The sequence below is a fragment of the Bradyrhizobium sp. USDA 4503 genome (assembly GCF_054055815.1).
In genome coordinates this window covers 8,337,091-8,363,989 of the sequence record NZ_JBSRXS010000001.1, presented here as the reverse complement: position 1 = coordinate 8,363,989, position 26,899 = coordinate 8,337,091, and the positions used below count along the sequence as shown (strand labels likewise).

The following is a 26,899-nucleotide window of genomic DNA, read 5'->3' as shown; positions in this document are numbered from 1 at the left end:
CGCGAAGCCCTGTTGGGGTAAACCTCCGGTCGCGCCCTGCGGCCGGAGGTCCAGCTGAAGCGCAGCAAGATGGGTAGCAAGATTGTGATGGTCGGGCGCGAACTTGCGCGGCTGTCCCGGACGGACGCCCTCGCCCTGATCAACTGCGGCGCAACGGCCGCAATGCTCAATAGGGCGAACAGCTAGATGATCTCGAAGTACCGCCGGCGTTCAAAGTCAGTGACCCGATGTTGAACGGCCTCCCACTCCCAGCGGCGGGAGCAGGAAAAGGCCTCAACAAACCTTTCTCCGAACACATCATTGGCCGCCGGGGACTGTGCAAACCGAGATGTTGCCTCTGACAGGCTTTGAGGCAGCCTCCCGGAGCGAGAACACATCTCCATGCTTGCATCACCGACGATCGAAGCCGGCAAGACCGCATCTGTCTCGACGCCCAGCATGCCCGAACCGACGGCACATGAGAGAGCGAGATACGGGTTCATGTCTGCGCCGGCCAGTCTGTACTCAAGGCGATGTGCAGACGGCTCTCCCGGAATGGCCCGCACCGCGCATGAGCGGTTGTCAATTCCCCAGCTTGGGCAGACCGGCGCCCAGTAGCCGGGGACCAATCTCTTGTAGCTATTGAAGTTCGGCGCGGCGAGGACACAGAACTCATTCATGTAGTTCAGTTGTCCGCCAATAAATTGCCTCATGATCTTTGAGACATTGCGAAACGCGTTACTGTCGTAAAACGCATTCTGGCCGTCCGAGGACATCGAGATGTGAATATGGCCCGACTGGCCGGGCCAATCCTCACAAACTTTGGCCATGAATGTTGCCATCATGCCTTTCGTCTGCGCCCAGGCTTTTATCATTGCCTTGAAGATGATCGCGCGATCCGCAGCTTCCAGGGCATCACAATGATGAAGTGATGCTTCAATCACGCCCGGCCCTGTCTCGAAGTGCAAGCCGCTGAGAGGTATTCTGGCCTTCTCACAAAGCGCCAGGATCTCGCCGAACAGTTCCTGGTGCGCGACAGAGCGGGCAATCGAGTAACCGAAGGGACCTCGCGTGAACGGAGCCCATTGGCCGAACGGCTTGTCCTCAATTGTGTCGGCGTTCTCGTTGAACAGCATGAACTCGAACTCAAACCCGGCCGTGCAGCCGTATCCGTGGTCAGCTGCCCTTTTCAGGACTTTACGCAGGATACCGCGCGGGCAGATGTCCTCATGTGCGCCGATAAACTCGGCAAGGTAGAGATCCTGATCGCCGAGATAAGACACCAAACGGCCGGTGCCAGACAGAACACGTAGATCGGCATCTCCGAATGCTGAGAGTGGCTTTTGGGTGAATCCTGCGGGAATGACCCGGTCCGCACAATCCCACGCCAGCACCGCTTCAGAGAACTTGACGACCTTATCTCCATCCGAGAGATCTTCACCCAGGACGTGCTTACCTCGAAGGATACCGTCAAAGTCACTTACGCCAATCATCGCCGCACGAGCTGAGTTCGTGCGAGCCACACGGATGTCGGTCATTGGCCGACTTCCTGCGCCATGAGATCGAACACCTGGTTCATCCGCAGCGCACGCAACTGGCGATAATCATCCTCAAGCTGGACCAAGTCGTTGTTGACGAGATACACGATGCCTGGTGTCGACGCCAGGTCGATCGTCGGGACCAGCTTCTGGCCTATGGGAACGAATGCAATGGCATCCGCGAAGCTCGAGAGGTTGCGGATTGCATCTAATCCCGAGTAACCCGCAACGACGCCGCTCATATCGGAAATCAACGAGACGCACAGTGCATGAGCCTGTCGCTTGTAGGCTCCACGCAACCTCATACACTCACCAAAGCCCTTGGGATCCGCGTACCGCCAGGCCGTTAGCGACATATGATTGTCACCCAATGCCATGGTCCGGGCTTTTGCCGACATGGTTCCTTGCAGTCTCGCTCCGAAGTCGACCAAAACTGGTCCGCGATCATCGACGATGATCTCGGCATGCGCGGGTCCGTTGACGATCTGAAGGGCCTGCAACGCACGCACAAGATAATCGGACAGCTCCAGAACAATTGGCTCCTTGGCTCCCAGCAACCACTCGCGGGAGCAGACCGATGACGCGCCCTCGACTGGAACGGTCTCATAGGTCCAGGCCTCGGTGACGAACGCTTCTCCATCGATCGAGACGGCATTTACGGTATACTGCTGACCGTTTATTTTCTCCTGTGCGAGCGCCAGTTCATTGAACGCTCCGACCCGGTTCGTCTTTCCGACGATGGCAGCCAGAGCGCGCTCAACATCTGCATCAGTCGAGCAAAAGAACACGTCCTCCGTGCCTGTGCTGTTCAGCGGCTTGATCACGATCTCATCGAAGTTCTCTTGATGCTTCCAGCTTGCGATCTCAACGGCATTGTCGGACACGACTTGCCTGATCGATCGCACGCCTGCCGCGGCCAACGCTTCGGACATCCGTGATTTGTCACGCCGGGCGGCTGACAGAGCCGTCCCATTCGAAGGCAAGCCCAGCCGCTCCGAGATGGAATCGGCGAGCTCAACTCCGGTCTCGGACCCCGCTATAACGAACTCCAGCTCCCTGCCGCGGAGAGCCTGAAGATGAAATTCAACGAGCTCGTCGTGTGTCATGCATTCGCGCGGACGGATGACTTCGTCATACAGGTCCGCATTGAAATGCGACTGGAAGATAGATGGAATCTGTGCAGCCGACATCACGTGCACCGTTCCAATTCCGTACCGCCTGAACTCTTCAGGTAGAAATCGGCCAGTCGAATATGCGTCGACGATTACACATTTGCGTTCGTTCATGCGGTCCTCCGATACTGCGAGTAGACGTTGCCGACAGCGACAATCGTGATGAGAACATTTCCAACGAACGTATGCAGCGAAGGCACGATACGAGAATCGAAGTACTGGAACAGGAACGTGATGACAGGGGCGGTGGACAGCACCATGTTGACGGTGAAGGGCTCGACGCGGCGGATACCCTCCTGGATCAAGAGCAGCGGGACAATGATCGTGGAGAGCCCAATCGCTGCGATCGCTGGCCAATGCTGCGAGACCTCAAGCACCGTGGAGGAATAGTCGACCAGTCCCAGCAGCAGGAGAATCGTTCCGTAGAACCGATGCGCCAATACCTGTCGACCAGAAAACCCGTATTCGAATAGCAGTTTGACAAGTATATTCGTAAGCGCCAGCGATAGGCCGGCCACGATTGCGAGGACGATGCCCAAAGACGATCGAGGCCCCCACTGCACGCCCGCATTGCCGCTGACCGAAATCCAGATCATGTAGCCGCCAATCATCGCAATCGTGGCGCTCACGACGATGTCGGTTACCGGAGGGATGCCCTTCCGCCTGATCAGCGCGTTCAACCACACTGTTGCGGCGGGTCCCAGCGCCACCATGAACGCGACGACGATCGCAGGTTCGGCGTATTTCAGGCCGACAAACAATCCGATCCAGCTGATCGCGGTCACGAGATTGAGCGACACAAAAGCCACGAGCGCTGGCTTCGTTGCTCGTGCCTTGCCCGTCCCGTGACCAGCCAGCAGATTGAACGACAGACATACCGCAGCAAAGGACACCAACAGAGCGACGAACAGGTCTGCCTGCTGAAAATACGATGCCGCATACACCTCGCCTGCCGCGCTCAGGACGACGTAAAGCGCCACAAAGAGAACACCCAGAGCGAAGCGGCTTGTCGATCGTCCGCCGTTCGTTCGAGGCTGTCGCGGCGCAGCGCGCCCCCCGAACCATGCCGGCGCGTCGGTTCCGGTGAGCTCCCCTTTTGATCTGGGCGGACCGCGTTTGGTTTGAAATGTCACTGTCCGCCTCTCGTGCTTCTTTGTTCGGCGTACGAAAGGCACGCCTCTCCGAATGCCGTGAATAGCCGCCTGCTCAGCAGATCGGTTGAGGCGTGCCATTCGGGGTGCCATTGCACAGCGATCTGCAGCGTCGGCGCGCCCACGACCGAGACCGCTTCGACCAGACCGTCAGGCGCCCACGCCTCCCGTCTCAGCGCAGTGGCCAGCACCTCTATGCCTTGATTGTGCAGGGAGTTGACCTGTGCTTCGACAGCGCGCGCGATCGGAAAGAGCGCACCGTCGGGACATATCCTGATGCTATGCGCGACATCGTACTGGCGATCTCTCGGGCGGTCCGGCTTCTCGGCATGCATCTGGCCACTCCCCAGACTCCACTCGCTAAGGGATGAGCGAAGCGTGCCGCCGAAATAGACGTTGAGCTCCTGCAGCCCGCGGCAGATGCCCAGGATCGGCATTCCCTGCGCAATGGCGTTCTTGATCGCTACCGCGGATAGCCTGTCCCGCGCGGCGATCACGGATTCCATTCTCAATGTCCTGCTGATCAGCTCCCGGACAGGACGCAGGCGCCGTCAAAACCGCAGGATCGATATTGGATTCGTCTCCCGTCAACACGAGTCCGTCGAGAGCCTGCATGATCGCCGGAGCGGTTTCAACCGACGCATCTTCAGCGTCGATCGTCGGCAATATGACGCACGCCACTCCCGCCTGATGAAGCAGGGCCTTGACGTACTTGCGCCGCAACCAATCGCGATGCACGCCATCGACCAACAGACGGTTCGAGGTGATGCCGACCACGGCACGGGCTTTGTCTGGCCGTCGCAATGTCACGCGAGTTGTCCGCTCGGGTTGGTACCGCGCACAGACTGCTCATACAGACGCCGGTTTCGCTCCTTCAACTGAGTGATGACGCTTGGCTGACCTTGCGGCCCCTTGACGAAGAGCCCTCCCCAGCTTGCGGCAACCTTTGCGTAAGCTGGATCCTGCATCCTGATTTTCTGGGCTTTGTGCAGCAGCCAGAATGGGATGCCGGGCGAGAGGTGGTGCTCGAGGTGATATTCATCCAGGTTTTGCCCCAGGATGGCCCGCTCCAGGAAATTCCCTTTCCGATTTCTGGTCAGATAGACGTTCTGCGTCTCGGTCTCGCACATGGGCGAGTGCTCGGCGAGTTCGACAAACCAGCCAAGGACCTGGAACGTGGTGAGATAGGGCACGACCCAGAACAGAATCACGATGTGGAGCAGCCCAAGGGCATATGACACGCCCAGGATGCAGATCCAGAAGAGATAGAAGCCATATTTGTCGATAAGTATGCCTGAGCGGCTCTCGTCCTCGGCATCTCTGATCGAAAAACGGTTGGTCCAGAGATACTTCAGGTACGCCACTGTCGCACCGCCAAATATCGGCTTCCAGATCAGGTTGAACGCGTACCGCTCAGGCGGCTGCACGTCGTAAACACCGTTGGCCAGGAAGAACTTCAGATCGGGGTCCTTGTCAGGATCGCCGAGATAGGGATGATGCAAATAGACGTGTGAGATCCGGTAGGCCCAGTGGCGCTGGAACAGCGGATAGGCAGCGAATAGAATCCCGAGGACGTAGTTCCAGGTGGTGTTCTTCGCGAGCGTGCGGTGAGCCGCATCATGGGCGATAGTCGTCAATCCGCGCTGGTAGGCGCCGATCAGAAGAACTGCGAGTGGATACAACCACCATGAGACCGACACGGTCGCGAGCGTGCACGCTGCGATCACGGCGTAATCTTTCGCGATATAGGCCGCTCCCGTTATGTTATCGGGCCTCAGCTCGGAGAGCTGCTTATTGATCTCGCGGCTGAATGGAACGGCCTCATAGCGTGACGACTTCAGTTTCCAGGCTTCTGGCTGATTCATGAGAATTCCTTCCTGATGACCTTCCAGGTTGTCAGATTGCGGAGAGCGCCTTGTGCAGGTCGCGGACAATGTCGTTGACGTCCTCGATGCCGACGCAAAGCCGGATCGAACCGCCAAATATGCCAGCGGCCTCGCGCTTTTCCCGTGGAACGGTTGTGTGTGTCGTGGAGACAGGATGCGTCACCAGTGTGCGGGCATCTCCGACATTCGAAACGTGATACATTAAGTCGACGTTCTGGATGAACTTGCGTCCGGCCAGCTCGTCCTCCACTTCGAACATGACCATTGCGCCGTGCCCGTATGCCGGGTTGAGCGTCTGGTCGACGGTTTCCCGATCCGCTCCTTCGAAAAGCCCCGGATAGAAGACACGGCGTACCTTTGGATGCTCCTTGAGAGCGTCTGCGACGACCCTGGCGTTGGCGCAGTGCTGCTTCATGCGAAGCGGCAGCGTCTCAAGCCCCTGGATCAGTTGGAAGCTCGCAAACGGAGCGATCGCAGCCCCCGTATCGCGCAACCAAGTCATGCGGGCCTTCAGCAGAAACTCGCTTTTTCCAAGATCGTCGACATCTTGCAGCGCGCTGCGCCAGATAATCCCGCCATGCGCCTCGTCAGGACCGTTGAACAACGGAAAGCGGGAGGCCCCGCGGTAGCTGAACTTGCCGTTGTCCACAATCAGTCCGCCCAGTGTGGTGCCATGGCCGCATATGTATTTTGTCGCGGAGTACGTCGTGATCGCAGCACCGAGATCTGACGGCCGGCATACCAGTGGCGTCGTCGTATTATCCACCACCAGGGGAACGCCGTACTTCCGACCTATCTCCGCCAGCTGCTTGACCGGGAGCGGAATCAGACAGGGGTTCGAAATCACCTCTCCGAACAGGCATATCGTGCGATCATCGATGGCACGTTCGAACGTCTCGGGCCTTCGAGGATCCGCCGTCCTGACGCTGATGCCAAGACGCTTCAGCGTGTTATGGAGCAGGTTCCAGGTATTGCCATACAGATATGGCGAGGCGACGACATTATCCCCGACCTGCCCGCTTGCGAGGTTGACGATGGCAAGGAAGGTTGCCGCTTGCCCTGATGCGACGGCGAGCGAATCCCTTCCCGTATCGACCGCCGCATACCTTCTTTCCAGCGCGCGCGTCGTCGGATTGATGATCCTTGTATAGGTGAACCCATCAGCCTTTACGTTGTAGACATCGGCAATGTGGTTCAGATCGCCATCGAGTTCATAAGCCGTGTTCTGATATATCGGCACGGCTACAGCTTTCGTCACCGGGTCGCGACGGTAACCCGCGTGCAGAACGGCAGTCTCGGGGGACCATGGCACCTGCGCGCCCGCTGCCACGCGAGGCGGCACCTTGACGAGGGCCTGGGATGTCTCCTGGGCGGATATTGGTCGCGCTGCCGCACCCTGACCAGGGCGGAAGTATGTCCGGAAGGCGCAACCCAACTGCTGAATCCAACCGGGTTGAATTTCCCCGATGCAGCCGATCCGGAAACTCCGCGTCGCAATGTGCAGCTTGGCGTAGATGTAAAGGTTGTGGCTCGCCAGGTGGCGATACAGCCCGTCAAACGCTGCCTGATCCGCCATCCCCGACGGCGCAACGAACGCAACGCAGACCGGCGACTGCACGTTGGCGGTTAGCAGCGGCGAGACCACTCCCTCGAGCTCCTTGAGGAGATCGTCCCTGACCTTCTCATACCTGCGGCGACGGACAGGAATGCTCTCTTCCTCCAGGATCTCCAGTGCCCTGGTCGTTGCCTGAACGATATGGGTGGGAGGTGTCGAGCGCCATTCACCTGTGCGCTCCAGCGAGAGCCATTGGTCTCTCACGTCAAGCACAAATGACCTCGGCTCTTGAACCGCTTTCTCCAACAGTTCGCGAGAGGCGATGACAAACGCTACTCCCGGAGGCCCCTCTATGCACTTGTTGCTCGACGTGACCAGCACGTCAGGCCCCCCCTTGCTCAGGTCAATATCGATGCCGCCAAAAGAACTCATCCCGTCGACGATCGTCTTCACGCCACGCCGCCTCGCCTCCTCCACGATTGCATCCAGCGGATTGACGATGCCGGTCGTGGTCTCGCAATGAACGAAACACAGGTGCGTAACGCCGGGATTTCGGTTCAGATGCTCGCCGATCTCCTGAGGATCCAAAGGGTCGGTCGCCCGCTTGGCAAGCGTCTGCGCTTCGACACCCCATAGCCGCAGCATCTTGTATATGCGCTCGCCATAGATGCCGTTTATGCAAACGAGTGGTTTGTGGGCTGACGACACGAATGTTGACAGAGCGGCTTCCATCGCAAAAGAGCCGCCTCCCTGAATCGGGACCGCCGAATAGTCGTCGGCATTTGCCAGCAAATTGAGGATCAGCCGCCGCATGCGGGCGGTCACTTCCTTGAACTCGCAATCGCGCGATGCAAGGTCAAGCTGCATTTGGCTCCTGACATCCAGCGATAACGACAATGGACCAGGCGTCAGCAAAGAACGCTGTCTTGTCACACTATTCCCCCTCAGTTGTATTCATCGATGCATCTGGAGCAAAACCGCCCCAGCAAAGAGACGGCGAGCGCCGTTCAAGAGCTTTGAGCCCTGCGCGATAGAGCCCGGGTGCGCTTCGGATCGGCAGTCGAAGAAGCTGCCCAGGGACAACCTGCACATCCAGTCGCGGATGCGAAGTGATGTCTCGCAAGGCTCTTGAGCAAGGTCATTCAGATCTCCCAACAGTTCGCATTATGACCGCCCCTCGAACCCCACTTGGCGCGACGCGCCACTCTGATCCGGCCATACGCATCCCGCAGATTTGAGCGCGAGTGTCGGCTTGTCGCCGCGCATCGACAGTCCAACCCGACGGCTTACGCCCGCCACTCCGGCAATATTGAAATCGGATTAGCAGTGCGCGTCGGACCGTGGCGGCCGGCCCGGATCCCGGCACGGCGCATTTGATGCTTGCCGCTTCCTGCGTGAGCCTAAGACTTGAGACATTCGCACACTGTCGCTCGTTGAAGGTTTTTGTACGCTGACGACCCTCGCCGTCCATTTTTCAGATCGTACAACTTGACGTTAGGTGCGTTTCAACCCTCTCCGCAATTTTCTCGTGTGAATTTTTCCTGACGTGCGCCTCCACCTTCGGGAGACAAGACGACGTGTGCTGGAGATTCTCCGATGAGCTCCGTAGTCGCCTGGAGTCCAATGACGCTGTCGGAATTCACCTGAGCTCGATGGCCACGGACAGGTCAGCTGACCTGCTCCGCCCGCGTTGCGTGCGCGGCGCTTTGCCACATCGGCAAACAGATACACGGGGCCTGTTTGCGCTGGGTGTCCGTTAGACAGGTCGCGCCCACTTCTGCAGTTCTTTGACCTTGAGCTCGATCACATAATTCAACCTCTGCCCGGCCGACGCGCTGGGAAGCTTCCGCTCAGGGCTGTGGCGGTCCAGCCGGTCCTTTTGCAGGCTGCGGACAAACAATGAAGCGGCTGGAAGACAATGGAGGACGACTGCTGCTTTCTGGCGTCGCTCCTCCCGATCAGATGATCGCTCATGCTCCGATGCTCGTTGGCATGCGCAACCGGCAGCCAGCAAGCCAGGGTGACTCTATCGAGCAACTTGCAGCTCTTTGCGTCAGCTTGGGGTGGCCCTCGCAGGTGACCTATCATTGACGACGCGGTATTTGCGAGCTCCTGAGACCATTGGATTGTCTTCGCGAAACTCCGGCTGCGGTACCGTCATCTAGTGCAATGTTGCGCGGATTATGCCACCCGCGTGGTGAAAGCTCGCCCTTTTTCCGGTCGAGACACTTGCCGCTGGGATCGGGTTTCCAGGACTCTCGAAGGAGCGTGCGGAAACCAGACTTTGGAACGGAACGATGAGCGCATGTCCAACAAAGAGTAATCAGCTCGCTCGGGTTCGACGGCAGGCTTTTCTGACAGAACGATGATGGTCCAGAACGCGGGTTGCTGAGGACGTCGCTTGTTGATTAAACCTCCTGAGTGCCGCACGTTTGGATCGCAAGTCGTGCGCGGTCTGTCAGCAACCGGCCGCACGATTTTCTGTCGTGTCTGCCTGGCCGCTGCGCTCTGTCGAGTACCGCCTGTTTGTGTCTACGCTTGCATCGTGACCCGCTTGGCACATGAATTGCTGAGAACCTCATCGGCTTGGCTGTTTATCTTCACGCCCCCCAAGGCGGCCAAGCTGGCGAAGCAAACTTGGCGCGGGTGGCTCCTCCAAACACCCGCGCCTTCTTTCCGAAGCGTCGTAAACCGGGGGATTTCGGCACCAGATTCTCTGAGAAGATCGACTCATGGCCCGTAAGAGCCATTAAAGAATGCATGCCGGTTTTGGGTGGTCGAAAGGACAAATCGAAGCTCGCCTGGTAGTTGCGGCGAATAAAGGCTTGCTTCATGAGCCAGCCCCTCACGATCACTTCACTGAAGTGTGCCGCAAGGCACGGGCTCAAATTCATTTCGGCTCTCCAGGGAGTGCTTCGCTCTACCAATTCCGAGAAGCGCGTCTCACTGGGAAAGCGATTCGCGCGCCTTGAGGCCTACCAAAATTCGCGATGATATGTTCTTGTTACTCACCAACGCACCTCAAGAAGATTGATTGGTTCGCTTAAGCCGGTTTCCAACTGTTTCCCTGGGCCTGTGGCAACGAAACTGTCGACAAGTGGTTCGGATCATCGTTGACGACCCTGGTGATAACATCGATGATGCAGGTCCGCCGTCGGTATAATTCAGCACTTACAGGTTTTGGCCAAGGAGGCGATGACTGCGCAGTGTTGGGCATCGCCATCAGGACCTGCGAACGATGCGTTCTCCGTGAGCGTGATCGGGCAGATCGCGCGCGGGCAGCGTTATTGTCGAGCTCGATTCGGCCATCTTCGACGAAGCGCATCACCCCTGCCCAGCGTGAGAGCGCGCATCAGATGGCGTCCGCAAGCTTGTTCCTTGGCTGATCAAGCCGAGTTTTTGTTCGCAGCCATTTTTGGACTGCGTCGTCTAGCGGCCGGACGAGGCCAGTCCACGCCTTGATCGGCGAGAGACAGGCCCTTGTGCTCTGTCCCGTCGCATCAGCGACATCGTGTTTGTGCGAAGGCGGTCTTGCTCCTGACCAGGCCTGGTGTCGGCCTTATTTCATCAGCACTTCGACCTCTGCTCGAAAAGCGTGGCGGGAGGCATCTCGTGAATAAAACATGTGGCCGCCCGGAAACACAACAAGTTTGACGCGCGGTGCGGAGGCAAATGGCGGCAGTTGATCGAGCACGATCTGTGATCCGAAATATGGCGTGGCGAGATCGAACAGCCCGTGCGCGACCAGCAATTTCATGTTCCGGTCCGTCGCCAAGATCTTGCGCAGCTCCGAAACTGACTCCGGAGGGCTGCGGCCGAAATCCCAGGCCTCCCTGACCTTGCGATTGGCCAGTTCATAGGATCCCTCCGGCCGCCAGCCAAGCTTGCGCGTAAGGAGATCGACAGTGGCGCTGGTCAGAGGCGCCACCAGCGTATCGCTAGAGGGATCGCCTGAAAGCTGGAAATCGGACTCCGGATATGGATCGAGGCCACGCACAGAGGCATCATACCTGCCGATTAACTTGCCATTCTTGCGGTCGAACTCACGGCGGAACTCGGCGACTTCGAAACGGCCGGCGAGCCGACGGCTGACCGCTTGCTCGATGCCGATCAGCACTGCGACCTTGTCGGCCAGACGCGTAGTTGCTTCCTTGTCGGCCTGGCCTTTGATGAGATCGACCAGAAACTCGCCGCGCGCATAAGCTTCCACGTCGGCGAGATCGGCTCGGTTTACCGAACCTTCGGCTTCACGCAGGGTCGCGACATAGCTGGGCAGCGTGGCGACGTACTGCAGCACGCTCCTGCCGGCGCTGTAGTCGAACACTGGCGAGACCATGATCAGGCCCCTGACGCCTATGCCCTGCCGCATCTGCAACTGGTCGACGACCTTTGGTCCACGAATGCCGCCATAACTTTCACCCGCGATGTACTTCGGCGACAACAGCCGGTCATGCTTTTCGAGCCAGCGACGGATCACCAGCGCGAGCGCGGTGACGTCGCCCTCAACGGAATAGAGCCACTTGCGCGCGTCATCGCCGGTCGCCACGAAACGGCTATAGCCGGTGCCTACAGGATCGAGAAACACCAGATCAGTGAAATCGAGCCACGTTTCCGCGTTTGGCCTCACCTGCGGAAATGTCGATGGCGTGACCTCGTCAGCATTGATCGGCAGCCGCCACGGTCCGGCATTGCCAAGCTGCAGCCAAGCCGATGATGAGCCTGGTCCGCCGTTGAAGAAGAATGTCACCGGGCGCGTGCCGAGATCAGCGCCTTCAAGCTGATAGGAGGTATAGACGATATCGGCCTGCGGCTCACCCTTATCGTCGAACAGGCGGATGGAACCGACGGTCGCGACGAAAGAAAGCGTCCGCCCAGGCAGCTCAAGCGTGTGCCTGGTGCTGGAGTCCGGCGGCAGGCGATGCTGCTCGGTCAGCGACGACATACTCGGGGTTTGACCGCCACCACCCTTCTGGCCGGCCGGTATTGTGACCTGGGCGGGGGCCGGATTGTTGGCCCGAGCGCTCTCCGTTGCCCCGCAGGCGAACAGGATCAGCGCAAGAGAGGTGAGACCCGGAGCGGTCAATTTCATCGCGTTTCCCCTGCCCGGCGCGGCCCTTGGTGCGCGAGGCGTGTCTGTCAAACGGCCCTAACGAGTAGCTCATGCTGCCGAACAACAAAGCTACCGGATCGAGTAGTCGTCACCGTCGCCTGAGACGCAAAACCGTCATTCCACACACTTCCAAGACGTGCCCGTCACGGTTTCAGCAAAGCGCCCCCAAGGGGGCGCATGGTCGTGCGTGTGGACTTTACGCACAAAGCGAGGCTGTGGCTGTCAGGCAAGTCGTGATCGACGACAGGCGGAGCAACTGCTTCGAGAGTAGTTCGAGAGCCAGGCCACATCAGTGAAGCGCATTATCGATCTGTGTGCTCAAGAGCAATCGCGGTATTCGGCCCTTGGATGCCAATCAGCTCGCTGATTTACGAGTAGAATGTCGGCGCCGCGTTACGCCACCGGGGCAATGTGGCACGGCCGGCGACGATGCCAGACAAGTCTGCAGCGACCTGGACTACCTGCATCTCGACCGGATGAGCGGCCCGATGACTGGGCGCGGGAACTCTTCCACCGTGGCAGGCCAATAGGGATCAGCAGCACGGCTGATGAATATCGGTCGAGTTCTATACCGGACGCCGCCGAGCACCGGCCACATTGCCCGGCATCCATAGCAGTCGCATTGGCGTTTCACCGCCCTCGACTAACTCGGCGTGCATTTTTGACTGCCGCCATAAGCCGCCACCTCCGCCCAACAGTCGGCGGTCTCATAAATCCGCACACTCGCGCAATTGGGAATGCGATCAAAGAACCAACGGGCGATGATCTCGGCGGTTGGGTTCTCCAGTCCGTCGACATCGTTGAGCAGTCGGTGATCGACGAGCTTCAGCAGCGGCTCCAGCTCGGCATCCATTTCAGCGAAGTCCCTCACGAAGCCCCTCGCGTCCACCCCTCCGCGCATCACCACTTCCATACGGTAGTTGTGGCCGTGTAGGTTCTTACATTTGTGGCCATCGGGGAGATTGGGAAGGCGATGAGCTGATTCAAAACTATAGGTGCGACCAATCAGCGTGACCACTCCATCATCGCCGTTCATTCCGTAAGTCCCTCGCGCCAACAACTTGCTCCGCAGAAAAGGGCCTGCTAACTCTCGCCGGCCCTTCCTTATCAGATTGACGGAGCAATGCCAGGCCGAGCAAGGCCGAGAGAGCAGAGCCGAGGCCCGGCAGTATCAGCGTGACCGCGTAACCTAATCTTGCCACGGCAAACCCACTCGCCGCGAAGCCCACCAACGCTGACGCCGACATTACCGAAGTCAGAAACGTGACATCTGTGCCCGCCTTGCCTGGTCGGGCGAGCCCGAGAAACCAGTTCGTGAATGTAACATGCTGAACAGCGAGTGCCGCGAACACGATGCCGACGCTCACAACGGCGCTCACGCGAACGCTGATGTAGCGATCAACCATCGCAAGCGCACCGAAACTTATCGCCATGACTGCGCAGCCCCAGATCAAGCCTCGCTGCGGTGCCATTCGACCGATGATGGCGCTGGTCAGCGGCGCTACCAGCGTATACGTCAATACGTTCGAAAGCGCCCCGATCCATCCAATGTCTGCCGCGGCGAAGCCGAGGTCAACAAGCCGTAACTGAACCGTCGCGAACGCCACAGCGATCCCGATAACCGCCGGCGCGATCAATGCGGCCGTCGTCCACAGGCCAGGGTAGCGAAAGATCGCGGAGATCGAGGGGCGCTGCGTCGAGCTCCATCGGTCGCCGCGTTGCAGCGGTTCAGAAATAGCGAATACCCAACCAGCGAAAACGGCTAGCAGCATCGCCAAACCCAACAAAGCTGGACGCCAACCGACCATCTCGATCAATTGGAGGCAGACGGCGCCGCCGATTACATGGCCGATGGCCCGGCCCCAACCCAGCAGCGCTGCGCCGAGCGGCCGATCGCTGGAATCGAGAGCTTCGGCTATATAGCCCAAAGTTGCGATCCGCTGCGTGGCGGCAATGGTCGCAAGTACCAGGGAGACAAGAAAAAGCGACACAAAATCGGTCTTCGGGTTCAAGAATGCCATTGCTGCCAGCACAATGGTACTGGCGACTTGGGTCAACAGGATCCACGAACGTCTCAGCCCGAGACGATTGAGGCTCCATCGATCCACCACCGGGGCCCAAAGGAAGTTAACGGTGAATGCAAAGAAAGCGGTGCCATACAGGCCGACCAGTTCCAGGCTGGCACCGTTGCCCCGAAGGATCACGGGAATGGCCGAATAGATAAACGCGATCGCCAGATACTGCTGACTAGCCAACGCGACCATCCCAATGTGTGGCACGTAACGATTTCCCATGTCCAATTCCTCCCGAAATCGATTTCGCACGTGCCTTAAGAGAACGGTTTGATAAGACAGCGGCTAGCCGTTATCAGTTCGGATCAGGCCACACTCGATGAATGCACCCCGCGCCTGCCCTTCATCTTGTTGAGCCCAGTTGCCTTCCCAATAGACGGCGCTGTCGACGTCACATTGGCAAGCAAGGCTCCCTGACGGACGCCGGTCGTAGCCATCGCCGACCCAGCGCGTCTCCAGGTCCGCAGGCAGGTCGACAGCGTCATCGCTGGTTAGAAATCCACGGTCCGAGGAGAAGGTGCACTTGCCCGTGGCGTTGTCCTCTCCAAGGGTCGCGCTTGCCGGCAGCAACGCCAGCGCAGCGGCGACAGCTGTGCCTGCCCGCATCATCACGTCTTCACCACGCGCTCGTGCAATCGGGTAATGGCGTCGAGCGCCGACAGGATCGCTCCCTCCTGCCATGGCAGCTGCGAGGCGTGCTCGCCTGCCAGCGCGATGCGGCCGTCGATCTGGCACAGATTGCGGTAGTGCTGCGCGCGGGCGGCCTCGGTCCACTGGCCGGCGCAGCCGAGTGTGAACGGCACGCGATGCCAGGCCACCGCGACGCCGTGCTCGAATTCCGTTCTGTATTGCGGATGGATTGCGGCACCGAACTCGACCGCGCTGGCGACCCGCTCGGCCGGTGTCATGGCGGTGAACTCGAACGAATTGGCGCCCCCATGCATGTAAGCGCCGAGCAGGACGCCGCGGCCGCCGCGGTTGAAGCCAGTGTTCGGATAGGCGATCTGTCGGATCGGCAGGTCGGTGTAGCTGATGCCGCCATAGATCGCCTCGTCCTCTTCCCAGAACCGGCGCTTGAACTGCAGCCCGATCTTCACCGAGGCGGCATAGGGCACGGAATCGATCGCATTTTTCATCGGCCCACTGACGTCGACGGGCAGCTGGCTCAGGATCGACAGCGGAATGGTGCAGATGCACCAATCGGCAGTCGCCTGCTGCACGACGGATGGACTGGTCGTGTCGAGATAGCTCACAGTGACGCGGGAGCTGCTCTGCTGGATCTGCGTCACCTTGGCATTATAGCGGATGAGATCGCCGACCTCGCGCGCGAACGCCTTGCCGATCATGTCCATGCCGCCGACCGGCTGGAACATGGTGGTCTGAAACTCGTAGCGCGCAAAGGTCTGCAAATAGCGCCACATCCGCGACCGCAACAGCTCCTGCAGGGAGATCGGGTCGCTGGGCAGCGGATCGGGCATCAAGCCGCCGCCGGGATCGCGGGCATAACCGCGGAATTCGGCGGCGACGAGGTTGGCATTGTACTTGTAGTCGCGATCCAGCGCGCCCCAGTCGCGCAGCGCCTGCAGCAGAATCTCTTGATCTTCCTTGGTGACGAAATCGTCGAGCCTGCTCTGCTGCGTGACCTTTGCGAGCAGTTCCGACACTTGCCCCTGGAAATCCGCTTTGATGCTGCGACAGCGCTGCGGCTTGCCGTCGAAGGCGCGTGTCGCGTGCAGATAGGCATTATGGTTGAGCTGGATGAAGGGTTCCAGCGTCACATTGAGCCGGCAGCAATAATCGAGCAGCGCCCGGTGGTGACCAGGAATCCGCCACGGACCGGGATTGAGATAGAGCCCCTGCTCGAACTGGCAGGTCTGCTTGAAGCCGCCGAGCTCGGTAAAGCTGTCCCCGCCACGGATCGACCAGTTGCGGCCGCCGGCGCGGCTGTTGAATTCGAGGATCTGGACCTTGTAGCCGGCCTTGCGCAGTTCCAGCGCCGCCGTCATCCCGGCAAGACCAGCGCCAAGAATCAGCACGGAAGCGCCCTTAACATCGCCCGCGAGCTTGAGCGGCCCCTTGTAGGCGGACTCGGATGCGAAGCCGAGGCTCGTCATCGCGTGATACATCGCCGAACTGCCGGCGATGGTGCCGATCAGCGCCAGCAGATCCCGCCGCCTGATCACAGATTCATTCTGCACCGGCGTTCACCCCTCCGGCTCGTGCGATCAGTTTCGAGAAAGTGCGCACGCTGCAGTACAGACTGGTGGCGCTGCCGCGATGCGCCTCCGAGATCGCTTTCGATTGTCGCATTCCCACATTGGTCGTGTACCGCGTCGATCGTCGTCGATAAAACAATCATAGCTATCTATCCGCAGTCCTGAGGTAGGCAGGCCGATCCGCGGTCGCTTCAAATGCAGGAGCTGGTCAGTACACCTGAGTTGATGAACCAACGTCCGGTCACCTCTGGCGACGACTAGCGAGCCGTCGATCAGAGCTCGACGCGTCGAAGCCGCGGACGTTTCGTTCCCCGAGGCGCTTGCCGGACATGTATAGCCGTTCGACGGAAAACGAAGCAGTTGATCACGCGGCACGAGCCCCTTGAGCGACTTCTTAAGCATTCGACTGAGTCTGTTGTGCACCAGCAAGAGCGATGCCAACATTTCACGACATCGAGAGGCGGAGAAGCAGACGAGCCCAGATGTGCGGTAGGGCAGACGATGACTGATGTCCTCAGAGGTGTTGGCGCTCTTTCATTGCCGACCCTCGAGCGCAATATCGAAAGTTTCTGGTTCTAGTCCCACGACCAAGCCACTCCGCCGGCGATTGCGGACACAGCGACCAGTGGAGCGTCGGGACTAACCGCGCTCGGCCATGGAGCGCAAATGCAGTTTTGAACGCCTGCAATCGGCCATTTCGACGTCGCTTTCGGGCCGGTGGTATTGAACCCGACATTGTTCGATGTCTGACGCATGGAGTTAATGACGCCGAAGACGCGCGATAATTAGCTCGATCTTGTCCATCATGTGCAACGATAGTCGCGTCGGCCGAACGCGGACCGTCGCAGTTGCCCCTCTTGCATCGGACAGCTGAAGATTGCGGCATTGGCATGCCCGCCTTCTTCAGCCACGGCTTCGGTCGCGCCGGCGACACCAGTCACGCAGCTCGTGTGCTTGAAGCCGATTGTCGTAGCCATTTTTCTTGATGGCGACCGTCACGATCCAACCGTCCACCTTGCTGTGCATTGGAACGCGCATCCGCCAGATGTCGTTTGTACCGATGCCCCTGCAGCTCGGGAGCCGCCAGATATCTCGGGAGCCGCCAGATATAATGTCTGCTATCAACGATGCGGGACAGCTATGGCATTCGCCAAGCCAAATGGCCACCGCCGGACCTGGCGTGGCTCAGTTCAGCCGCTTGTGGCGACAATCCTATTCCCACAAAACTGTCAAGTCTGAGACTAGAGGGATGAATCATGCAGGAGCTCCCCATGCCGCATCACAACGAGCGGGGACTCGTCGACCGAGATGCTTTCGCGCATCGGGTCGCGCATAAGCCTGGAGGCTTCCGCGCCCCGAAGCTCATCTGGTTATATGAGTTCACCCCGGCTTGAGCGGCTTTTCGAGTCCTTGCCAGCGATAGATTGCAAATGACAGCGCCCAACTGACCAGGAAGATGCCGACCACGAGATAGCCGAAATTGGCCAAGCTCCCGTTGAGATCGTCCACCGCGCTCCAGAAGGTGCCTTCAAGCGCCAATTTGTTGGCGAGCAGGCCGAGTGCCTCGATGCCGCCGATCAGCAGCGCCACGACGACTGAGATGGCCGTAATGGTCAGATTGTACCAGATCTTGCGGATCGGGTTGAGGAAAGCCCAACCATAAGCGCCGACCATCAAGACGCTGTCGGTCGTATCGACGAGCATCATGCCGGCGGTGAAGAGAGCCGGAAATATCATCACCGTGCTGAAGTCCAGCCCTCCCGAAGCTTGCCCGGCGGCGACGGTGAAAAGGCTGATTTCCGTCGCGGTATCGAATCCGAGGCCGAACAACAGACCGATCGCGAACATCTGCCAGCTCGCCGTCACCATGCGAAACAGCGGGCGCAAGAGCCGAGACAGCAAGCCGCGACCGGACAGAAGCAGATCGAACTCATGCTCTTTGATGTGTTCGCCACGCCGCGCACGCTGAAAGCTCCGCCAGACATCCCGTAGGATCACAAGGTTGATGGCGGCAATCGTCAGCAAGAAGAAGGCCGATGCACCGGTACCGATGATGCTGCCAACCGCCCGGAACTCGTGGAAACCGCTTTGCAGCGCGAGCGCCGCAGCTGCGATCGCGGCGACCGCCACTGCAACCGACAAGGAATGACCAAGGGCGAAGAAAAGTCCGACCGCGAGGGGGTGTCTGCCATCCTGCATCAGCTTGCGAACGACATTGTCGATGGTCGCGATATGATCGGCATCGACGGCGTGCCGAAGGCCGAGCACATAGGCCAGCAACGCTGTCGCCAGCAGCGTCGGCCGCTCTGACAGCGCCACGATGGCCCAAGTCCAGGCGAAGCAATTGATGGCCAACAAGAAGGCATAGAGCGCGATGATTCGACTACGCGAGGCGGCCGATGCGTCGTCTATGGCAAGCTTTAGATACGCGAACATGATCTTGCCTCGGCAGCGCATCCAAGGATGAGTTCGACCACGAACGTCCCTCGCTTCATAAGTGCCAAGCGCGTCAAAGCCGGTTCGTTCAGGCTGAAGACGAACCGGCGGGTACAGCATCCGATGATCGTGACCATTCGCAGCACGAGATGGACAATCGCGCTGGTCGCAACGGCAGTGGAGTTGAGTGGCATTTCCTACTTCTCAGGGCTGGTGCCCCCTCGCGATGTAGGTTTTGTGCCGCTCTGCTGGGCTAACGTGCTGGGCCGCTTCGTGCGGCTTCTATCCCGCCGTCAGCCGGCGTCGCGCGACTCGTTGGCGAAGATCGTGAGACACAGTGGCTCAGGAAAAAGAGGTCGCTTTGCCCCTCAATCCCGGATTGCGGACGAGATCGAGGCGCCGGGACACTGCGGCTCTGCTGCACGAGAACCTGGCGCGGCGCTAGCCGCGCACGCAGAAAAAAGGTCGGTTAAACACTCAGGCGACTGGAAGGCTGACTTCCTCTCTGTCCTTCGTCATGGCGTCATAGACTCTGACCTGGAGCATGGGACGGCGCTTCTTGAGCTCTTGCGCTCCTGCCCAGGCGCCGTCTCTTGTCGCGAATTCGGTTTTCAATTGACCGTCGACTTCGAGCACATAGCCGGAAGCGGGCAATCGACGAGTGGATGCAACCATCTTAATCCTTCAGCATCGACGAATCCGATCGATGTTCCCAGTTAACCCGAGTCGCCTTTGCCAGACCAGTAGGCTGGTGAGCGGCATCCGCGACGACGAAGCGACAGGTTTATCGCTGCTCATCGCAGAGGAGTGCGCGCCATCACGGCGTCGACGACGACTTCCGCTGCTTGCTCTGGGGCCTGCTCCATCGTCCTGAGATGAATTTCCGGCCTTATCGGCGCTTCGTAGGACGCATCGATGCCTGTGAAGTTCTTGATCTCACCGGCTTTTGCCTTTGAGTAGAGACCCTTTGGATCCCGCCTTGCGCATTCCTCGATTGGCGTATCGACAAAGACTTCGATGAACTCGTCCTTGCCGATCAGGCTGCGAACCATGTCTCGTTCGGACCTGTAGGGGGAGATGAACGAGCAGATCACGATCAATCCGCTGTCCAGCATCAACTTGGCGACGTGTCCAACGCGCCGAATGTTCTCCACCCGCTCAACCTTCGAGAAGCCCAGGTCCGCGTTCAATCCGTTCCGGAGGTCGTCACCATCCAGCAGCATGGCATGCCGCGACATTGCGAGCAGCTTCTGATCAACCATGTTGGCGATCGTCGACTTTCCCGCGCCAGACAGACCGGTGAACCAGACGACGCAAGGCTTCTGATCCTTGAGCGCGGCCCGCTCACTCCTGCCCACCGAAAGCGCCTGCCGGGGAACATTGCTGGCCCTCCGCAGCGGAAACGCAATCATGCCGGCGCCGACCGTACGATTGGTGTAACGATCAATGACGATAAACGATCCGGTTTTCCGGTTGACGTCGTAAGGATCGAATGCGGCGGGCAGTGCAGTCGCAACATTGCAGAACGCGATCTCGTTGAGAGAAAGCGTTTCGGCAGCCAGGTGCTCACATGTGTTGACATCGATCCGATGCCTGATTGTGGTAATGCTGCCGGCAACCGTCTGCGAGCCAATCCGCAGGATGTAGTTTCGTCCGGGAGCGAGCGGCTCGTTGTCCATCCAGATCAGATAAGCGGCGAATTGGTCGGCGACGCAGGGTCGTTCGGTTGGCCGCGACAGAAGATCGCCACGGCCGACATCGATCTCGTCTTCCAGCGTAATGGTGACGGCATCGCCGGCTTCGGCGTCGACAAGGTCGCCGTCCTGGGTCACGATCCGCTTGATGCGGGTGGTCCGTCCGGACGCGGCGACAAGGATCTCGTTGCCTGCCGAGATCCTGCCGGAAGCCACCGATCCGGCGTAGCCGCGAAAATCCGCGTCGGGCCGGTTCACCCATTGGACCGGAAAGCGGAAGGCCTGGCTTGCAGTGTCGGACTGGATATCGATGCTCTCCAAATGCTCCATCAGGCATGGTCCATGATACCACTTGGTATGAGCGGACCGGTCAACGACGTTGTCGCCGTGGCGGGCAGAGATCGGGATCGGAACAATCGAGCTAAAGCCAAGGCCGGTGGCAAAGGCCAGATAGCTGGCGACGATTCGATCGAAAGCAACCTTGCTGTATGCGACAAGGTCGATCTTGTTCACTGCCAGCACAACATGGCGAATGCCAAGCAGCGAACAGATAAAGGAGTGGCGGCGGGTCTGAACCAACACACCCTTGCGGGCATCGATCAGGATGATTGCGAGCTGCGCATTCGAGGCGCCGGTTGCCATGTTGCGGGTGTACTGCTCGTGACCGGGAGTGTCAGCCACCATGAAAGAGCGCCGCGGCGTCGTGAAAAAGCGGTGGGCGACGTCGATCGTGATGCCCTGCTCCCGTTCGGCCTCGAGCCCATCCACGAGCAGCGCGAAGTCGATGTCAGCGCTGCCGTGCCTGATGCTGTCGCGTTTCACTGCCGCAAGCTGATCTTGGTAGATCATCTTGCTGTCGTGCAGCAACCGGCCGATCAGGGTCGATTTTCCATCGTCCACCGAGCCGCATGTTATGAATCGCAGTTGGTCCCTTGCAGCAGTGTGAACGGGTTTCGACATTGTTATGGAAGTCATCAGAAGTAACCTTCCCGCTTCTTCTTCTCCATCGAAGCGGCTTCATCGGTATCAATCAGGCGTCCCTGACGCTCCGACACCGACGCAGTCTGCATTTCTGCGACGACGTCTTCGATCGTCGTCGCATCGGATTCAATGGCCCCGCTCAAGGGATAACATCCCAGCGTGCGAAAGCGGATCATGCGCATTTGCGGCGTCTCATCGCAGCTAAGCGGCAATCGCTTGTCGTCGACCATGATCGTCGCGCCATTTCGGCGCACCGTCGGTCTTTGCTTTGCGAAGTAGAGCGGGACGACCGGGATTTTTTCGAGCATGATATATTCCCATACGTCGAGCTCGGTCCAGTTTGACATCGCGAAAACGCGCATGCTTTCGCCCTGGCGTATGCGCGTGTTGAACAGGCTCCAGAGCTCCGGCCGCTGGTCGCGGGGGTCCCATACGTGTCCGGCCGAACGGAACGACAGTATCCGTTCCTTGGCGCGGCTCTTTTCCTCGTCACGCCTGGCTCCGCCAAGCGCGGCATCGAATCCGTAAAGCTCGAGCGCCTGCTTCAGGGCGTCGGTCTTCATCACCCGGGTATGAAGCGCCGAGCCGGAGTCGATCGGATTGATCCCGCGCGCAATGCCCTCCTCATTCACATGGACGATCAGCTCGACGCCGAGCCGGCTGGCCATCGCGTCCCGGAAGCTGATCATCTCACGGAACTTCCAGGTCGTGTCGACGTGAAGCAGCGGGAAAGGCAATTTTGCCGGATAGAACGCCTTGATTGCGATGTGCAGCAAAACGCTCGAGTCTTTTCCGATCGAGTAAAGCATGACCGGCCTTTTGAACTCGGCGGCCACCTCACGCATGATTTCGATCGATTCAGCTTCAAGCCGGCGCAGATGTTTTGGCAGCATATATGTTCTTTTCGATGCAGGATCTCGGTTCTGCAGCCCCGGCCCAGAGGAGGAATGTCGGGTGTGGAACGAGCTCGCCGGTGCGCGTGGCTATCCAAGCGATCAAATGCCGGTTGGGCAGCGGACTGACTGACACTCTCGGGGCATGTCGCATTCCACCGTGGTGCCGCCGGCGCCTGCCTCACACGTTATAGGCGCAGATCAACTCGTTGAGTCGTAGGGAGTCTGGCTAAATCAGCCAGCGTGTCTTGATCGCAAGCATTTAGATCACCCTAAGCCATATTGACGATCTGCTCAAGCCGCGCGACCTCGCCTCGCAAAATCTCAATAGCCGTGTCGCGAGTCCGAATAGCATCCAGCCCTGCAGCTCGATCAGCTTCTGACGCCAACAGTGCCTGCTGCAGCTGCGCTTTCATCGGATCGGCCAGCCGCAAATTTTCGGCAACGCTGGCGGCGGACAGATCTTGCGCCTGCACCACGGACATGTCGCACGTGGGATGAAAGTTCTCTGGAACCTGCGGAGCAGCGTGGACTTGCTCGGATTGAGATGGCCCGGACAATGCTCCCGCCCTGCCAGTTCGCAAATCCCACCAGGTTCGGAATATCTGGCGATAGAGTTCAGTTAGCTGAGGTCCCCTATCCACAACTCCGGCTTGCTGTGCATGCAGCAGTTCCGCCTCATATCCGAGTTCTGTCAAAAGCTCGGTGCCGACCAGATCGGTCACAGTTTGCATTTCTTCGACGCTTAGTTGGGATTGCCATGTCTTGACAGAGCTTTGATCGACTGCGTTTCGTTCCAGGATTTTTCGATCCCCAAAGCTGCTGCACCGAAGATAATCTACTTGTCCCATGCTCGCCGATGGGGCCGCCGCGGAATCACAGCCGAGCCCGCTTAGCAGGCGCCGAATCTCTTCGTCTGGATGCGTCACGAGCAGCTCATATCGCACCAGCTGTGTGCGCGGGCGCGTGCGGTGTGCGGCAAGCCTCGGAAGGCCCAGAACCAAATCGGCAAGTGAAGATATTAAGGCATCGGGCAGACGAAGCATGAGATCGGCGAGACTAGATGCGCTGAGCGAGTAGGAGCTTTCGGCTCGAAACGGGATGCCCCACGCGGATTTCAATGAAGCCGCGATGGCATAAGGATTGCGCATCAGAAGGATGTGTGACGCTTCTGGATAGACACGTTCAAGGAATTCGAGCGCTGTCCAATAGCGTGGCGTTTTGTCTATGATGATCCGCTTGCCCGCTGCTGTCAGGTACTGACCGTATGCTGCATCGGCAAAAGCCCGGATGGCAATCGTCCGATCGATGCGCCCCAGGAATTCGGAGGTTGCGCTCTCAATCAGCAAAGATCCTGCCGGGTGGCGCTGATCCACCCTGCCAAATGCCTCGAGCGCCAGCATCAACCAGGGTTCAGGCGGCGCTACAATATCTGGATGTTGCTGGAGCAGGTGCGCCAGGAGTGTCGTCCCGGCTCGTGGAAGTCCGAGGAGAAAGCAGACCGCAGGCGAACGGCCAGAAGCACAACTCATAATTCAGGTCCCACTTGAAGAGCGAGCCGCGTTCGATTGAGCGAAATAAAGCCGGCCGTAGCCTCAGTTGAGGCGTCCGCTCGCATACCAAGCGTTACTGCTACGAGGATTTCGCCTGCCACTCATGATTTGAGAGCCGTTAAGTTCAATCGGTTGGGCGGGGATCGCCGAAGCGTTTGACAGCTGCGATCGCCCCCGATTGCTCGACAGTTAAGGCGAAGTCAAGGACCAGCGCAACTGCACGAAGATTTGCTGCGCATATGGGAAAGATGGAATGAACTATACGGAAGTTTACCGGGCAACGACCGCGTGGCATGGGGCGATATCAGATACAGTCGACGCGATTCTGCTTGCCAGCCCATTGAAGACGTAAATGCAACATGCACCTCCCTGGTGCTCGGCGTACACCGGAGAAGTTCGACAAATAGAGCGGACAGGCCGGCGAGCGGGACAAAGAACGAGGGCATCTCAAATGGCAGGTCGGATCAAATCTTTTCAGCGCGCGATATCGGTCCCGGCGCAACTGCCTGCCGCTGCTCGGCCAACACAATGAGCGTTTTGCACGTCTACCAACCTGCCCGTCGCAAGTCCCACATCTGTCCAAACTGTACCAACTATCTGACTTGCTTGTTCTTGCGGCGTTGTCCCGATTTCTAATCCGCGCTAATGGAAGTCTGTAAAGGATGGAACCCTGGCCCACGATGCCGCCGGATTTACCTAGTCCAGCAACCGCGCCTTATCGTATCTCCACTGACGGACAGGAGATATTCCGGCCGTTCATCTGGGAGATCAGATCGATCTGTGCCTGCCTCGAAGAACTCGCCAAATTCCGTGCTAATGTGCTTGGCATCACTGGGCCACAGTGGATGATCCTGATGGCAGTGGACTATCTGGGCAGAGAAAAAGGTGTGCCCGTCAACCTGGTGTCACGGTTGATGCACGTCGATCCTTCTTTCGTCACGACCCACTCAAAGCTCCTGGAGAAAAAGGGATTCTTGCGGCGCAAGCCCTCCACAGCCGATGCGCGAGTAGTTCAGATGTCGCTGACCGCCAAAACGCGCAAGCATCTCGCAAGGTTGACGCCTCGAGAGGAAGCGCAGGATGTGCAGGCTTTTGACGAATTCGGCCCTGACGGATCAAGCGAGTTCATTACCGGGCTGGCCGCAGTGAGGCACCGCTTGGAGAAGGCCCGCTCTGGCATCCGGAAGACCAAAACGAGCAATCGTCAGAAATGAAGCTGGCTAACCATCCGACTCTGCCGGCCTTCGAATATTTCTTGAGGCGTCGCGGTCGAAGGTGGTTATGGTCCGTTCACACCGCAGAAGGCGCGCAGGTGATGACGGGTTCAGGACCTAACCGCTCCACCGCCGTCTATCAAGCCAACCGAGCGCTTTTTCAGTTGCTGCTGAGCGCGCCTTATCGCTTGGGAGCTCAAGTTCACCAGCAAGCTCTGCGGCCACCCTTTACGCCAAAGCTTTAGCCTAGCATAAGCTTCGACTGCGGCGGCGGGGTGCCAAGACTTGCAGCGATGCGGTTTGCTAATTGGAGTGCTCTGGCTCGCCGTCACCGAGAACAATCGTGGCCCTTGAAAGCGATCCGCAGCATTCTACGACCCTTAACGGGAACGAGCGACCATAGAAACTGGAAAAATTCGAAGAGGACCGGTCGTAAGATTGTCTCGTCGCTCTCGATCGTAAAGAGCAAAGCGGCCTTCGCGGCCGTACTCCTTTAACCTCAAAGATGACGAAGCACTGGAGCCCGTTCCACGAGAGTGACAAACCAAGCGCGTGAAAAGCTCTTTCCACAGCAATTGGCAGGCCCTGCAAAACCATTCCAACGGCCGTAAAGGGCGGCCTGCGAGCCGCCCTACTGTGCCGGCTACCAGCGCTGCTAAGTAAGCTACCGCTGATGTCCGAGCCCTATTCCGAGATTTAACGCCTTCTGGCGCAACGCACCGACGCTGCGTTTGGTCATTTTTGCAATTTTTATGACGGGAGTCCGAGCCTTCGAATGGATTTTGAGCTCTTTGATATCTGCCTTGGTCCACTCGCGCCGCTTAACGCGTTTCTTGGTTGCTTTTTTCACAGTGAATGCTCCTTTTGAGAGGAGCGGCTTGTAACATAGTTTTTTCGGAGCGACGACCGTAAAAAAGAGGCGATCATAGGAACTCGCGCCATCATATGTGTTCAGAAGACAAAGCACCTCGACTATTGTAAACTTAGTACAGATGCCGCCTTGAGAGGCTTCGCCTGGTTATTCGAAGCTATGCCCGCAGACCAACATGTTGCTGGAAGGAAGTGAGCAAGCAGGGCATGGTAAGCTTGAACAAACTCCGAATCAGGTATGTTCGTGATTTGTATTGAGCGTGCAGGCTCAACGCTTGAGGACCGTGAGACATCGTAGCAATCTCTGCCACGGTCGGCCTACTAGGCTTGGCGCGTTGCCCTGTCTAGACTGTCGGAGCCTCCTTGCTGGCGAGAACACCAGATCGAAGCTCCTCTTCGTACCCGTCGTCCGGTCTCGGCTCAAGGTTGGACGGACGAGTCTGTTGCTATGAACGGCCAGCTTTCACCGCGCTTGACGCGATAGCGGGTCGAGAACCGCAAACGCTGCGATTGACTGCCCGCGATGATCTCTCATGGAGAGGCTTCGGCTGACATGAAGATGAGTGGCCACCGCTTCAG

The 26,899-nt window shown here is 58.8% G+C and carries 21 protein-coding genes; 2 read left to right on the top strand and 19 right to left on the bottom strand.

Annotation, left to right across the window (positions count from 1 at the left end):
* Window positions 1-182: 182 nt before the first annotated feature.
* From ACVMIH_RS39345 to ACVMIH_RS39315, 7 genes are all read right to left on the bottom strand, one after another.
* A complete protein-coding gene (locus ACVMIH_RS39345) occupies window positions 183-1,517 on the bottom strand; it encodes a glutamine synthetase family protein (RefSeq protein WP_456865970.1) in 1,335 nt (444 codons plus the stop codon).
* Entirely contained in the window at window positions 1,514-2,803 is a 1,290-nt protein-coding gene (locus ACVMIH_RS39340) for an ATP-grasp domain-containing protein (protein ID WP_456865967.1), read from the bottom strand. Before ACVMIH_RS39340 ends, ACVMIH_RS39345 begins: the two co-directional genes overlap by 4 nt.
* On the bottom strand, window positions 2,800-3,822 hold the full coding sequence (locus tag ACVMIH_RS39335) for an EamA family transporter (protein WP_456865965.1): 1,023 nt from the start codon (window positions 3,820-3,822) through the stop codon (window positions 2,800-2,802). Before ACVMIH_RS39335 ends, ACVMIH_RS39340 begins: the two co-directional genes overlap by 4 nt.
* Complete coding sequence (locus ACVMIH_RS39330) at window positions 3,819-4,301, bottom strand: gamma-glutamyl-gamma-aminobutyrate hydrolase family protein (protein WP_456866683.1); 483 nt, start codon at window positions 4,299-4,301, stop codon at window positions 3,819-3,821. The genes ACVMIH_RS39335 and ACVMIH_RS39330 overlap by 4 nt, the downstream gene beginning before the upstream one ends.
* Entirely contained in the window at window positions 4,201-4,578 is a 378-nt protein-coding gene (locus ACVMIH_RS39325; protein ID WP_456866680.1) for a gamma-glutamyl-gamma-aminobutyrate hydrolase family protein, read from the bottom strand. Before ACVMIH_RS39325 ends, ACVMIH_RS39330 begins: the two co-directional genes overlap by 101 nt.
* 68 nt (window positions 4,579-4,646) lie before the next feature.
* Entirely contained in the window at window positions 4,647-5,705 is a 1,059-nt protein-coding gene (gene rtxC / locus ACVMIH_RS39320; protein ID WP_456865962.1) for a dhydrorhizobitoxine desaturase, read from the bottom strand.
* A gap of 31 nt (window positions 5,706-5,736) precedes the next feature.
* On the bottom strand, window positions 5,737-8,148 hold the full coding sequence (locus ACVMIH_RS39315; RefSeq protein ID WP_456865959.1) for a 2-aminoethylphosphonate--pyruvate transaminase: 2,412 nt from the start codon (window positions 8,146-8,148) through the stop codon (window positions 5,737-5,739).
* Window positions 8,149-9,180: 1,032 nt separating this feature from the next.
* On the opposite strand from ACVMIH_RS39315, the gene ACVMIH_RS39310 reads away from it, so the two are divergent.
* Window positions 9,181-9,372, top strand: coding sequence for a hypothetical protein (locus ACVMIH_RS39310; protein ID WP_456865957.1), 192 nt, complete (start codon window positions 9,181-9,183; stop codon window positions 9,370-9,372).
* 509 nt (window positions 9,373-9,881) lie between these two features.
* On the opposite strand, the gene ACVMIH_RS39305 is transcribed toward ACVMIH_RS39310, so the two are convergent.
* The 11 genes from ACVMIH_RS39305 to noeE form a co-directional block, all read right to left on the bottom strand.
* A complete protein-coding gene (locus tag ACVMIH_RS39305; protein WP_456865955.1) occupies window positions 9,882-10,175 on the bottom strand; it encodes a hypothetical protein in 294 nt (97 codons plus the stop codon).
* 665 nt (window positions 10,176-10,840) lie between these two features.
* The gene (locus ACVMIH_RS39300; protein ID WP_456865952.1) at window positions 10,841-12,370 is read right to left on the bottom strand and encodes a S10 family peptidase; all 1,530 of its coding nucleotides are present in this window, start codon (window positions 12,368-12,370) and stop codon (window positions 10,841-10,843) included.
* A 664-nt stretch (window positions 12,371-13,034) separates the two neighbouring features.
* Window positions 13,035-13,427 (bottom strand): 6-carboxytetrahydropterin synthase QueD, encoded by a 393-nt coding sequence (gene queD, locus ACVMIH_RS39295; RefSeq protein WP_456865949.1) that lies wholly within the window; start codon window positions 13,425-13,427, stop codon window positions 13,035-13,037.
* Window positions 13,414-14,685: an MFS transporter gene (locus ACVMIH_RS39290; RefSeq protein WP_456865946.1), complete on the bottom strand. Its 1,272-nt coding sequence runs from the start codon at window positions 14,683-14,685 to the stop codon at window positions 13,414-13,416. The genes queD and ACVMIH_RS39290 overlap by 14 nt, the downstream gene beginning before the upstream one ends.
* A gap of 63 nt (window positions 14,686-14,748) precedes the next feature.
* Entirely contained in the window at window positions 14,749-15,072 is a 324-nt protein-coding gene (locus ACVMIH_RS39285) for a hypothetical protein (protein ID WP_456827161.1), read from the bottom strand.
* Complete coding sequence (locus ACVMIH_RS39280) at window positions 15,072-16,661, bottom strand: FAD-dependent oxidoreductase (RefSeq protein WP_456865944.1); 1,590 nt, start codon at window positions 16,659-16,661, stop codon at window positions 15,072-15,074. Before ACVMIH_RS39280 ends, ACVMIH_RS39285 begins: the two co-directional genes overlap by 1 nt.
* A gap of 1,398 nt (window positions 16,662-18,059) precedes the next feature.
* Window positions 18,060-19,115, bottom strand: a complete 1,056-nt coding sequence (locus tag ACVMIH_RS39275) for a HoxN/HupN/NixA family nickel/cobalt transporter (RefSeq protein ID WP_456865941.1) — start codon at window positions 19,113-19,115, stop codon at window positions 18,060-18,062.
* 477 nt (window positions 19,116-19,592) lie between these two features.
* Window positions 19,593-19,790: a hypothetical protein gene (locus tag ACVMIH_RS39270; RefSeq protein WP_076829230.1), complete on the bottom strand. Its 198-nt coding sequence runs from the start codon at window positions 19,788-19,790 to the stop codon at window positions 19,593-19,595.
* A 119-nt stretch (window positions 19,791-19,909) separates the two neighbouring features.
* Window positions 19,910-21,784, bottom strand: a complete 1,875-nt coding sequence (gene cysN, locus ACVMIH_RS39265; RefSeq protein ID WP_456865938.1) for a sulfate adenylyltransferase subunit CysN — start codon at window positions 21,782-21,784, stop codon at window positions 19,910-19,912.
* The gene (gene cysD, locus ACVMIH_RS39260; RefSeq protein ID WP_456865935.1) at window positions 21,784-22,683 is read right to left on the bottom strand and encodes a sulfate adenylyltransferase subunit CysD; all 900 of its coding nucleotides are present in this window, start codon (window positions 22,681-22,683) and stop codon (window positions 21,784-21,786) included. Before cysD ends, cysN begins: the two co-directional genes overlap by 1 nt.
* A gap of 272 nt (window positions 22,684-22,955) precedes the next feature.
* Window positions 22,956-24,215, bottom strand: coding sequence for a nodulation protein NoeE (gene noeE, locus ACVMIH_RS39255; protein ID WP_456865933.1), 1,260 nt, complete (start codon window positions 24,213-24,215; stop codon window positions 22,956-22,958).
* A gap of 701 nt (window positions 24,216-24,916) precedes the next feature.
* Between noeE and ACVMIH_RS39250 the strand changes: the two genes are divergently transcribed.
* Entirely contained in the window at window positions 24,917-25,450 is a 534-nt protein-coding gene (locus ACVMIH_RS39250) for a MarR family winged helix-turn-helix transcriptional regulator (RefSeq protein ID WP_456865930.1), read from the top strand.
* 664 nt (window positions 25,451-26,114) lie between these two features.
* On the opposite strand, the gene ACVMIH_RS39245 is transcribed toward ACVMIH_RS39250, so the two are convergent.
* Complete coding sequence (locus tag ACVMIH_RS39245; RefSeq protein ID WP_456827154.1) at window positions 26,115-26,300, bottom strand: hypothetical protein; 186 nt, start codon at window positions 26,298-26,300, stop codon at window positions 26,115-26,117.
* Between the last annotated feature and the right edge of the window lie 599 nt (window positions 26,301-26,899).